This is a genomic window from Luteimicrobium sp. DT211, from assembly GCF_049844995.1.
Lineage (GTDB): Bacteria > Actinomycetota > Actinomycetes > Actinomycetales > Cellulomonadaceae > Luteimicrobium.
In genome coordinates this window covers 420,760-433,257 of sequence record NZ_JBNCMC010000004.1, presented here as the reverse complement: position 1 = coordinate 433,257, position 12,498 = coordinate 420,760, and the positions used below count along the sequence as shown (strand labels likewise).

Sequence of the window (12,498 nt, the reverse complement as noted above, 5' to 3'; positions counted from 1 at the left end):
CGTCCCGGCTGGATCAGGTCAGCTCAGATCACTTGAGGATCTTGGTGACACGACCCGAACCGACGGTGCGGCCACCCTCGCGGATCGCGAAGCCGAGGCCCTCCTCCATGGCGATCGGCTGGATCAGCTCGACCGTCATCTCGGTGTTGTCGCCGGGCATGACCATCTCGGTGCCCTCGGGCAGCGTGATGACGCCGGTGACGTCCGTGGTCCGGAAGTAGAACTGCGGACGGTAGTTCGAGTAGAACGGGTTGTGACGCCCACCCTCGTTCTTGTCCAGGATGTAGACCTGCGCCTCGAAGTTGGTGTGCGGCGTGATCGAGCCCGGCTTGACGACGACCTGGCCGCGCTCGACGTCCTCACGCTTGATGCCACGGAGGAGGAGACCGGTGTTGTCGCCGGCCTGCGCCTCTTCCATCGACTTGTGGAAGGTCTCGATGCCGGTGACCGTGGTCTTCTGCGCGGGGCGGATGCCGACGATCTCGACCTCGGAGTTCAGCGCGAGGCGACCGCGGTCGACCTTGCCGGTGACGACGGTGCCACGACCGGTGATCGTGAAGACGTCCTCGATCGGCATGAGGAACGGCTTGTCGAGGTCACGGACGGGGTCGGGGACGTTCTCGTCCACGGCCTCCATGAGCTCGAGGACCTTCTTGGTCCACTCGGGGTCGCCCTCGAGCGCCTTCAGGCCGGAGACGCGCACGACCGGCGCGTCGTCGCCGTCGAAGCCCTGCGAGGAGAGGAGCTCACGGACCTCCATCTCGACGAGCTCGAGGATCTCCTCGTCGTCGACCATGTCGGACTTGTTGAGCGCCACGAGCAGGTAGGGAACGCCGACCTGGCGGGCGAGCAGGACGTGCTCACGCGTCTGGGCCATCGGACCGTCGGTCGCGGCGACCACCAGGATCGCGCCGTCCATCTGGGCGGCACCGGTGATCATGTTCTTGATGTAGTCGGCGTGACCCGGGGCGTCGACGTGCGCGTAGTGGCGCTTCGGCGTCTCGTACTCGATGTGCGCGATGTTGATCGTGATACCGCGCTGCTTCTCCTCGGGCGCCGCGTCGATCTCGTCGAAGTTGCGCTGCACGTTCGCCGGCAGGTCCGGGTACGTGTCCGCGAGCGTCTTCGAGATGGCCGCCGTCAGCGTGGTCTTGCCGTGGTCGACGTGACCGATCGTGCCGATGTTGACGTGCGGCTTGGTCCGCTCGAACTTGGCCTTAGCCACTGGGGTCCTCCTGGGACTCGGGGTAGGTGCGCCGAAGCGCGTCGCTACAGGTTGATGTGGTGATTCTAGATGGTCGACCTGTGGGGACTCACTCGCCCCGGGTCTTCTTGATGATCTCGTCCGCGACGTTCCGGGGAACCTCGGCGTAGCTGTCGAACTGCATCGAGTACACCGCGCGGCCCTGCGTCTTGGAACGCAGGTCCCCGATGTAGCCGAACATCTCCGAGAGCGGCACCTGGGCACGGACGACCTTGACGCCGGTGGCGTCCTCCATCGACTGGATCATGCCTCGACGGGAGTTGATGTCGCCGATGACGTCGCCCATGTACTCCTCGGGCGTACGCACCTCGACGGCCATGACGGGCTCGAGCAGGACCGGGTCGGCCCGCCGCACGCCCTCCTTGAGCACCATCGAGCCCGCGATCTTGAACGCCATCTCGGAGGAGTCCACCTCGTGGTAGGCCCCGTCGAGCAGCGTCGCCTTGACCCCGACCAGCGGGAAGCCGGCGAGCACGCCCTGCTCCATGGCGGACTGGATGCCGGCGTCGACGGACGGGATGTACTCGCGCGGGATACGACCGCCGGTCACCGCGTTCTTGAACTCGTAGAGCTCGCCCTCCGCCGTGTCCAGAGGCTCGAAGGTCACCTGGACCTTCGCGAACTGGCCGGAGCCGCCGGTCTGCTTCTTGTGCGTGTAGTCGACCTTCTCCGTCTTGCGGCGGATGGTCTCGCGGTACGCGACCTGCGGCTTGCCGACGTTGGCCTCGACCTTGAACTCGCGACGCATGCGGTCGACGAGGATGTCGAGGTGGAGCTCGCCCATGCCGCCGATGACGGTCTGGCCGGTCTCCTGGTCGAGCTTGACCCGGAAGGTCGGGTCTTCCTCGGCGAGCTTCTGGATGGCCGTGGAGAGCTTCTCCTGGTCGGCCTTCGTCTTCGGCTCGATCGCCACGTCGATGACGGGCTCCGGGAAGGTCATGGACTCGAGGACGACGGGGTGCTGGATGTCGCAGAGCGTGTCACCCGTGGTGACGTCCTTGAGGCCGATGAACGCGTAGATGTGACCGGCCGTGGCGTCCTCGACCGGGTTCTCCTTGTTGGAGTGCATCTGGAAGAGCTTCCCGATGCGCTCCTTCTTGTCCTTCGTCGAGTTGAGCACCTGCGCGCCCTGGGCGACGTGGCCCGAGTACACGCGGACGTACGTCAGCTTGCCGAAGAACGGGTGCGTCGCGACCTTGAACGCGAGCGCGGAGAAGGGCTCGTTCGCGTCGGGGTGACGCTCGATGACCTCCTCCGGGTTGCGCACCGAGTGGCCCTCGACCGACGGGACGTCGAGCGGGGTCGGCAGGTAGTCGATCACGGCGTCGAGCATGGGCTGCACGCCCTTGTTCTTGAACGCCGAGCCGCACAGCACGGGGAACGCGTCGCCCGAGATCGTGAGCTTGCGGATGCCGGCCTTGATCTCGGCCACCGAGAGCTCCTCGCCACCGAGGAACTTCTCGAGCAGCTCGTCGTCGGTCTCGGCGACGGCCTCGATGAGTGCCGCGCGGTACTCCTCGACCTTGTCGACGAGGTCCGCGGGGATCTCCTCGACCTCGTAGTGCTCGCCGAGCTTCGTCTCGCCGCGCCACACCAGAGCCTTCTGCTCGATGAGGTCCACGACGCCGATGAAGTCGTTCTCCGAGCCGATCGGGAGCTGGATCACGAGCGGCTTCGCCTTGAGGCGGTTGATGATCGTGTCGACGGTGAAGTAGAAGTCCGCGCCGAGCTTGTCCATCTTGTTGACGAAGCAGATGCGCGGGACGTTGTACTTGTCCGCCTGGCGCCAGACCGTCTCGGACTGGGGCTCCACGCCCTCCTTGCCGTCGAACACCGCGACGGCGCCGTCGAGCACGCGCAGCGACCGCTCGACCTCGACCGTGAAGTCGACGTGGCCGGGCGTGTCGATGATGTTGATCTGGTTGTTCTTCCAGTAGCAGGTCGTCGCGGCCGACGTGATCGTGATGCCGCGCTCCTGCTCCTGCTCCATCCAGTCCATCGTCGACGCGCCGTCGTGCGTCTCGCCGATCTTGTAGTTGACGCCCGTGTAGAACAGGATGCGCTCGGTCGTCGTCGTCTTGCCGGCATCGATGTGCGCCATGATGCCGATGTTGCGGACCTTGTTCAGGTCGGTCAGCACGTCAAGTGCCACGGTGTCTTACCCCTTGGATCGTGGGTGGTTGCGGGGGCGCGGCTGCCGGCATGGTGCGGAGCCTCCCCCGGCCCCGGCGTTGCCGGGGCCGTGGGGCGGACTACCAGCGGTAGTGCGCGAAGGCCTTGTTCGAGTCGGCCATCTTGTGCATGTCCTCGCGGCGCTTGACCGCAGCACCGAGACCGTTGGAGGCGTCGAGGATCTCGTTCGTCAGGCGCTCCGTCATCGTCTTCTCGCGACGGGCGCGCGAGTAGTCGGTGAGCCAGCGCAGCGCGAGCGTCGTGGCGCGCACGGGGCGGACCTCGATCGGCACCTGGTAGGTCGCGCCGCCGACGCGGCGGGACTTGACCTCGAGGGCCGGGCGGACGTTGTCGAGCGCGCGCTTGAGCACGACGACGGGGTCCTGGTCGGTCTTCGCACGGACACCCTCGAGGGCGCCGTAGACGATGGCCTCGGCGGTCGACTTCTTGCCGTCGCGCAGGACCTTGTTGACGAGCTGGGTGACGATGGGCGACCCGTAGACGGGGTCGACGACGAGCGGCCGCTTGGGGGCCGGACCCTTACGAGGCATCAGGCCTTCTCCTTCTTCGCGCCGTAGCGGCTACGCGCCTGCTTGCGGTTCTTGACGCCCTGCGTGTCGAGCGCGCCGCGCACGATCTTGTAGCGGACACCCGGGAGGTCCTTCACTCGGCCGCCGCGGACGAGCACGATGGAGTGTTCCTGCAGGTTGTGGCCGACGCCGGGGATGTACGCCGTGACCTCGATGCCCGAGGACAGCTTGACGCGCGCGACCTTGCGGAGCGCGGAGTTCGGCTTCTTGGGGGTGGTGGTGTACACGCGCGTGCACACGCCGCGGCGCTGGGGCGAACCCTTGAGCGCGGGTGTCTTGGACTTCGACACCTTCGATGTCCGCCCCTTGCGGACGAGCTGCTGGATCGTAGGCACTACGTCTCCGTGTCTTCTCGAGCTGCTCGAGGCGACTGCCTCGACAGTGGTCTGTGTCTGGGGCGCCGGCAGCAAGAGGCGCCAGCAGCACCCGAGGGTGCTGCTACAGCCACTTTCCACCGGCCCGATGGTCCGTCCGCGACGACCTGGGAGGGCCGGCGGAGCGGTTCGCCCGCGCACTCACATCAGGCCCAGATCCGAACGGACACGAGGGGCCACCGACGAGGTCGGCGGACGGTTCGGGACAGACTCGAGGTCGTCACGAACACCCTGGTGCATCAGAGCAGGCCCGACGGCGCGGGCAACAGTCGACAAGTCTACGTGGCGCCGCAAGTCCCGTCAAAGAGCGGGAGACCCTACCCGAGGGCGCCCCTCCGGCGCACCCGCGTCCGGAGCCCGGAAGCCCGGGACGCCCGAGGGGCCCACCGCAGCGCGGCAGGCCCCTCGGGGTCTCGGACGGGACGACGTCAGCGGAAGTCGCCGAAGTCGATGTCGTCGAGCGGGATCGCCTCGCCCGTGCCCATGCCGAGCGGCGAGAAGTCGATCTCGTCGTAGCCGAACGTCGGGAAGAGCTCGGCCCGCGCCTGCTCGGTCGGCTCCACGTCGACCTCGCGGTAGCGCGGGAGACCCGTGCCGGCGGGGATGAGCTTACCGAGGATGACGTTCTCCTTGAGGCCCAGCAGCGGGTCGCGGCGGCCGCTCATCGAGGCCTCCGTGAGCACGCGCGTGGTCTCCTGGAACGACGCCGCGGACAGCCACGAGTCCGTCGCGAGCGACGCCTTCGTGATGCCCATGAGCTCCGGACGACCCGAGGCCGGCTGACCGCCCTCGGCGACCGCCCGGCGGTTCGCGTCCTCGAACCGGCCGCGCTCGGCGAGCTCGCCCGGAAGGAGCTGCGAGTCGCCCGAGTCGAGCACCGTCACGCGGCGCAGCATCTGCCGGACGATGACCTCGATGTGCTTGTCGTGGATGTCCACGCCCTGGGAGCGGTAGACCTCCTGCACCTCGTCGACCAGGTGCTTCTGCGTCGCACGCGGGCCGAGGATGCGCAGCACCTTCTTCGGGTCGACGGCGCCCTGGACGAGCTGGGTGCCGACCTCGACGTGGTCGCCGTCGTTCACCAGCAGGCGCGAGCGCTTGCTGACGGCGTAGGCGATCTCCTCCGAGCCGTCGTCGGGCGTGAGCACGATCCGGCGGGTGCGCTCGGTGTCGTCGATCGCGACGCGACCCGAGAACTCCGCGATCGGGCTCTCGCCCTTCGGGGTCCGGGCCTCGAAGAGCTCGGTGACACGCGGCAGACCCTGGGTGATGTCCTCCGCGGAGGCGACACCACCGGTGTGGAACGTACGCATCGTCAGCTGCGTGCCGGGCTCACCGATCGACTGGGCCGCGATGATGCCGACGGCCTCGCCGATGTCGACGAGCTTGCCGGTCGCGAGCGACCGGCCGTAGCACTTGGCGCAGGTGCCGACGCGGGACTCGCAGGTCAGGACCGAACGGACCTTGACCTCCGTGACGCCGGCCTCGACGAGGCGCTCGATGAGCACGTCGCCCACGTCCTCGCCCGCGTGGCCGACGACGTTGCCGTCGGCGTCCTCGACGTCCGAGGCGAGGCTGCGCGCGTACACGCTGGTCTCCACCTTGGAGTGGCGGACCAGGGTGTCGCCGAGCTTCTCGGCGACGGGCAACGGCAGGCCGCGCTCGGTGCCGCAGTCCTCCTCGCGGATGATGACGTCCTGCGACACGTCGACGAGACGACGGGTCAGGTAGCCGGAGTCCGCGGTACGCAGCGCGGTGTCCGCGAGGCCCTTGCGGGCACCGTGGGTCGCGATGAAGTACTCGAGGACGGACAGGCCCTCGCGGTAGTTGGACTTGATCGGGCGCGGGATGATCTCGCCCTTCGGGTTCGCCACGAGGCCGCGCATACCGGCGATCTGACGGACCTGCATCCAGTTACCACGCGCGCCCGAGCCGACCATCGTGAAGACCGTGTTGCGCTCCGGGAAGCTCTCCCGCATCGCCGTCGCGACCTTGTCGGTGGCCTGGGTCCAGATCTCGATGAGCTCCTGGCGGCGCTCGTCGTCCGTGATCAGACCGCGGTCGTACTGCTGCTGGACCTTGAGCGCACGCTCCTCGTGCTCCGCGAGGATCGCCGGCTTGGCCGACGGCGTCGCGACGTCCGAGATGGCGATGGTGACGCCCGAACGGGTGGCCCAGCGGAAGCCGGCCTCCTTGAGCGCGTCGAGCGACGCGGCGACGTCCACCTTGGGGTAGCGCTCCGCCAGCTCGTTCACGATCGTCGACAGACGCTTCTTGTCGACGATCTCGTTCACGTACGGGTAGTCCACCGGCAGCGTGTCGTTGAAGATCGCGCGGCCGAGCGTCGTCGTGAACAGGAACGGCTCACCGAGCACGTAGCCCTCGGGCGCCGTCGCCGGGTCCAGGACCAGGTCCGGGATCCGCAGCTTGATCTCGGCGTTCAGGTCGAGCGTGCCCTGGTCGAACGCCATGATCGCCTCGGCGACCGAGCTGAACGCGCGACCCTCGCCCTCGGAGCCCTTGTGGTCGTTCGTCAGGTGGAACAGACCGATGATCATGTCCTGGGAGGGCATGGTGACCGGGCGGCCGTCCGACGGCTTCAGGATGTTGTTGCTCGACAGCATGAGGACGCGGGCCTCGGCCTGCGCCTCCGCCGACAGGGGCAGGTGGACCGCCATCTGGTCGCCGTCGAAGTCCGCGTTGAACGCGGCGCACACGAGCGGGTGCAGGTGGATGGCCTTGCCCTCGACGAGCTGCGGCTCGAACGCCTGGATGCCGAGACGGTGCAGCGTGGGTGCACGGTTCAGCAGCACCGGGTGCTCGGTGATGACCTCCTCGAGCACGTCCCACACGACCGGGCGGGCACGCTCGACCATGCGCTTCGCGGACTTGATGTTCTGCGCGTGGTTGAGGTCGACCAGCCGCTTCATGACGAACGGCTTGAACAGCTCGAGCGCCATCTGCTTCGGCAGGCCGCACTGGTGCAGCTTGAGCTGCGGGCCGACGACGATGACCGAACGGCCCGAGTAGTCGACGCGCTTGCCGAGCAGGTTCTGGCGGAACCGGCCCTGCTTGCCCTTGAGCATGTCGGAGATCGACTTCAGCGGACGGTTGCCGGGGCCCGTGACCGGGCGACCACGACGGCCGTTGTCGAAGAGCGAGTCCACGGCCTCCTGGAGCATGCGCTTCTCGTTGTTCACGATGATCTCGGGCGCGCCGAGGTCGAGGAGCCGCTTCAGGCGGTTGTTGCGGTTGATGACCCGGCGGTACAGGTCGTTGAGGTCCGACGTCGCGAACCGGCCACCGTCGAGCTGCACCATCGGGCGCAGGTCCGGGGGGATGACCGGGACGGCGTCGAGCACCATCGCCGTGGGCGAGTTGGTGGTCGTGAGGAACGCGTTGACCACCTTGAGGCGCTTGAGGGCGCGGGTCTTGCGCTGGCCCTTGCCGCTGCGGATGATCTCGCGCAGCGACTCGGCCTCGGCGTCCAGGTCGAAGCTCTCGAGGCGCTTCTGGATCGCCGCGGCGCCCATCGAGCCCTCGAAGTAGCTGCCGTAGCGGTCCTGGAGCTGACGGTAGAGCAGCTCGTCGCCCTCGAGGTCGGCGACCTTGAGGTTCTTGAACCGGTCCCAGACCTGGTCGAGGCGGTCGAGCTCCGCGTCGGAGCGCTTGCGGATCTGCGCCATCTCGCGCTCGGCCGAGTCGCGGACCTTGCGGCGCGCGTCGGCCTTGGCACCCTCGGCCTCGAGCTCGGCCAGGTCGGCCTCGAGCTTCGTGGCGCGGGTGTTGATGTCGTTGTCGCGCCGGTTCTCGATCTCCTTGCGCTCCAGGTCGATCTCGTTCTGGAGGTTGGGGAGGTCTTCCTGGCGGCCCTCGGCGTCGACCCACGTGATCATGTAGGCCGCGAAGTAGATGACCTTCTCGAGGTCCTTCGGGGCGAGGTCCAGCAGGTAGCCGAGGCGGCTCGGCACACCCTTGAAGAACCAGATGTGCGTGACGGGCGCGGCGAGCTCGATGTGGCCCATGCGCTCACGGCGGACCTTCGAGCGCGTCACCTCGACGCCGCAGCGCTCGCAGATGATGCCCTTGAAGCGCACGCGCTTGTACTTGCCGCAGTAGCACTCCCAGTCCCGGGTGGGGCCGAAGATCTTCTCGCAGAAGAGGCCGTCCTTCTCGGGCTTGAGGGTGCGGTAGTTGATGGTCTCGGGCTTCTTGACCTCGCCGTGCGACCAGGCACGGATGTCGTCGGCCGTGGCCAGGCCGATGCGCAGCTCGTCGAAGACGTTGACGTCGAGCAAGGTTTCCTACTTCCTTCGTCTCACCGTGGGGCCGGTGGCCCCGGTGGTGAACAGTGCAGGGAATGTCTGGAGCAGTGGTGGCAGCCCGGCCGGCGTCCGTGCAGGACGGCGCACGGCCGGGTCGCTTTCGTCAGATCTCTTCGACGCTGGAGGCGTTCGGGCGACGCGACAGGTCGATCCCGAGCTCCTCCGCGGCGCGGTACACCTCGTCGTCGGACTCGCGCATCTCGACCGTGGTGCCGTCCGAGGAGAGGACCTCCACGTTCAGGCACAGCGACTGCATCTCCTTGAGGAGCACCTTGAAGGACTCCGGGATGCCCGAGTCGGGGATGTTCTCGCCCTTGACGATGGCCTCGTACACCTTCACGCGGCCGGGGACGTCGTCGGACTTGATGGTGAGGAGCTCCTGCAGCGTGTACGCCGCGCCGTAGGCCTCGAGGGCCCACACCTCCATCTCGCCGAAGCGCTGGCCGCCGAACTGCGCCTTACCACCGAGCGGCTGCTGCGTGATCATCGAGTACGGACCCGTGGACCGCGCGTGGATCTTGTCGTCCACCAGGTGGTGCAGCTTGAGGATGTACATGTAGCCGACCGACACGGGAGCCGGGAACGGCTCGCCGGAGCGGCCGTCGAACAGCTGCGCCTTGCCGTCGCCACCGACGGTGCGGACGCCGTCGCGGTTCGGGAGCGTGGTGGACAGCAGGCCGGTGAGGGCCACCTCCTCCAGGCCGTCGAACACCGGGGTCGCGACGGGCGTGCCCGGCTCGGCCTTCGCGGCGATCTCCGGGACCTTCTTCTGCCAGGACAGGTCGTCGCCCTCGGCCAGCGTGATGTCCCAGCCCTGCTTGGCGACCCACCCGAGGTGGGTCTCGAGCACCTGGCCGACGTTCATGCGGCCGGGCACGCCGAGCGGGTTGAGGATCACGTCGACCGGGGTCCCGTCGGCGAGGAACGGCATGTCCTCGATCGGCAGGATCTTCGAGATGACGCCCTTGTTGCCGTGACGGCCGGCGAGCTTGTCACCGTCCGTGATCTTGCGCCGGTTGGCGATGTACACGCGGACCAGCTGGTTCACGCCGGCGGGCAGCTCGTCGCCGTCCTCGCGGTTGAACTCGCGCACGCCGATGACCGTGCCCGACTCGCCGTGGGGGACCTTGAGCGACGTGTCGCGGACCTCGCGCGCCTTCTCGCCGAAGATCGCGCGGAGCAGACGCTCCTCCGGGGTCAGCTCGGTCTCGCCCTTGGGCGTGACCTTGCCGACCAGGATGTCGCCGGCCGCGACCTCGGCACCGATGCGGATGATGCCCCGCTCGTCCAGGTCGGCCAGCGCCTCCTCGGAGACGTTCGGGATGTCCCGCGTGATCTCCTCCGGGCCGAGCTTGGTGTCGCGGGCGTCGACCTCGTGCTCCTCGATGTGGATCGAGGACAGGACGTCGTCCTGGACGAGCCGCTGGCTGAGGATGATCGCGTCCTCGTAGTTGTGGCCCTCCCACGACATGAACGCGACGAGCAGGTTCCGGCCGAGCGCGAGCTCGCCCTCGTCCGTCGCCGGGCCGTCGCCGAGGACGGAGCCGACCTCGACGCGCTGGCCCTCGTCCACGATCACGCGCTGGTTGTAGCTCGTGCCCTGGTTGGAGCGCTGGAACTTCTGCGCCCGGTACGTCGACGTCGTGCCGTCGTCGTTCACGACGGTCACCAGGTCGGCCGACACCTCGGTGACGACACCCGGCTTGGTCGCGACGATGACGTCGCCGGCGTCGACGGCCGCGCGACGCTCCATGCCGGTGCCCACGAGCGGGAGCTCGGAACGCACGAGCGGCACGGCCTGGCGCTGCATGTTGGCGCCCATGAGGGCGCGGTTCGCGTCGTCGTGCTCGAGGAACGGGATGAGCGCGGTCGCGACCGACACCATCTGGCGCGGCGAGACGTCCATGTAGTCGACGTTCGTCGCGAGGACGTCGTCGGTCTCGCCGCCCTTGATGCGGACGAGGACGCGGTCGGTGACGAAGGTGCCGTCGGGCGCGAGGGGCGTGTTCGCCTGGGCGATCACGTGCCGGTCCTCGTCGTCCGCGGTCAGGTACTCGACGTCGTCGGTGACCCGGCCGTTGATGACCCGGCGGTACGGCGTCTCGATGAAGCCGAACGGGTTGATCCGCCCGTACGACGCGAGCGAGCCGATGAGGCCGATGTTCGGGCCTTCAGGCGTCTCGATCGGGCACATGCGGCCGTAGTGCGACGGGTGGACGTCACGGACCTCCATGCCGGCGCGGTCGCGGGACAGACCGCCCGGGCCGAGGGCCGACAGACGACGCTTGTGCGTCAGGCCCGCGAGCGGGTTGTTCTGGTCCATGAACTGCGACAGCTGGCTCGTCCCGAAGAACTCCTTGATGGAGGCCACGACGGGACGGATGTTGATGAGCGTCTGCGGCGTGATCGCCTCGACGTCCTGCGTCGTCATGCGCTCGCGCACGACGCGCTCCATCCGGGACAGGCCGGTGCGGACCTGGTTCTGGATGAGCTCGCCCACGGCGCGGATGCGGCGGTTGCCGAAGTGGTCGATGTCGTCCGTCTCGACGCGGACCTCGACGGCCTCGCCACCCCGCGTGCCGGGGAGGTTCGTGACGTCGGCGTGCAGCGCGGCCAGGTACTTGATGGTCGCGACGACGTCGGCCTGGGACAGCGTGGAGTCGGCGAGGGGCACGTCGACGCCGAGCTTCTTGTTCAGCTTGTAGCGGCCGACCTTGGCGAGGTCGTAGCGCTTCGAGTTGAAGTAGAAGTTCTCGAGGAGCGCGCGGCCGGCCTCGACCGTCGGCGGCTCGCCCGGGCGGATCTTGCGGTAGAGGTCGAGCAGCGCCTCGTCCTGGGTGTGGACGTGGTCCTTCTCGAGGGTGTCGAGGATCGACGGGAACGCAGCGAACTCCTCGCGGATCTCCGACTCCGTCATCCCGAGGGCCTTGAGCAGCACCGTCACGGACTGCTTGCGCTTGCGGTCGACGCGCACGCCGACGGCGTCGCGCTTGTCGATCTCGAACTCGAGCCACGCGCCGCGCGACGGGATGACCTTGGCGCTGAAGATGTCGCGGTCGCTCGTCTTGTCCGCGACGCGCTCGAAGTACACGCCCGGCGAACGGACGAGCTGCGAGACGACGACGCGCTCGGTCCCGTTGATGATGAAGGTGCCGCGGTCGCTCATGAGCGGGAAGTCGCCCATGAAGACGGTCTGGCTCTTGATCTCACCGGTCGTGTAGTTGACGAACTCGGCGGTGACGAAGAGCGGCGCGGCGTACGTGAAGTCCTTCTCCTTGCACTCGTCGGCCGTGTACTTGGGCGGCTCGAAGCGGTGGTTGGAGAACGACAGGGACATCGTCTGGCCGAAGTCCTCGATCGGCGAGATCTCCTCGAAGATCTCCTCGAGGCCGGAGGTCTCCGGGACGTCCTGGCGGCCGGCCTCGACAGCGGCGGCGACGCGCGCCTGCCACTTCTCGTTGCCGAGGAGCCAGTCGAAGCTCTCGGTCTGAAGACCCAGGAGGTCCGGGACGCCGAGGGGCTCGAAGATCTTGGCGAAGGAGACTCGGGGGGAGGCGGTTCGGTTCGCGATGGCGTCAGCGGACGGAGCAGAAGGGGTGCGCGAGGCAGCCAAGAGGGGTCCTTCCCTGCAGATCGAAAGAACGCTGCACCGCCGGGCCGGGATCGATCACCGCCACCTCCACCGCAGCGCGACGCGCACGTACGTCGCCGGAAGGTCGAGGGGTATCTGAGATCGGGGGCACAGGACAGCGCAAAGCGCTAGCATACCCGGA

The 12,498-nt window shown here is 68.0% G+C and carries 6 protein-coding genes; all 6 read right to left on the bottom strand.

What is annotated here, in order from left to right:
* Positions 1–28: 28 nt before the first annotated feature.
* A complete protein-coding gene (gene tuf / locus ACLQ14_RS12840) occupies positions 29–1,225 on the bottom strand; it encodes an elongation factor Tu (RefSeq protein WP_425813554.1) in 1,197 nt (398 codons plus the stop codon).
* An 88-nt stretch (positions 1,226–1,313) separates the two neighbouring features.
* The gene (fusA, locus tag ACLQ14_RS12835) at positions 1,314–3,416 is read right to left on the bottom strand and encodes an elongation factor G (RefSeq protein ID WP_425813552.1); all 2,103 of its coding nucleotides are present in this window, start codon (positions 3,414–3,416) and stop codon (positions 1,314–1,316) included.
* A gap of 100 nt (positions 3,417–3,516) precedes the next feature.
* Entirely contained in the window at positions 3,517–3,987 is a 471-nt protein-coding gene (rpsG, locus tag ACLQ14_RS12830) for a 30S ribosomal protein S7 (RefSeq protein WP_425813550.1), read from the bottom strand.
* Complete coding sequence (gene rpsL, locus ACLQ14_RS12825) at positions 3,987–4,361, bottom strand: 30S ribosomal protein S12 (protein ID WP_425813548.1); 375 nt, start codon at positions 4,359–4,361, stop codon at positions 3,987–3,989. The genes rpsG and rpsL overlap by 1 nt, the downstream gene beginning before the upstream one ends.
* Positions 4,362–4,828: 467 nt before the next feature.
* Entirely contained in the window at positions 4,829–8,698 is a 3,870-nt protein-coding gene (locus tag ACLQ14_RS12820) for a DNA-directed RNA polymerase subunit beta' (RefSeq protein ID WP_425813546.1), read from the bottom strand.
* A gap of 130 nt (positions 8,699–8,828) precedes the next feature.
* Positions 8,829–12,338 carry a DNA-directed RNA polymerase subunit beta gene (rpoB, locus tag ACLQ14_RS12815; protein ID WP_425813544.1) on the bottom strand — a complete coding sequence of 1,170 codons (3,510 nt, stop codon included), beginning with the start codon at positions 12,336–12,338 and terminating at the stop codon, positions 8,829–8,831.
* Between the last annotated feature and the right edge of the window lie 160 nt (positions 12,339–12,498).

Bases quoted from the DNA above. Each gene is read 5' to 3' on its own strand.
- rpsG (WP_425813550.1), bottom strand. From the start codon at position 3,987: ATGCCTCGTAAGGGTCCGGCCCCCAAGCGGCCGCTCGTCGTCGACCCC.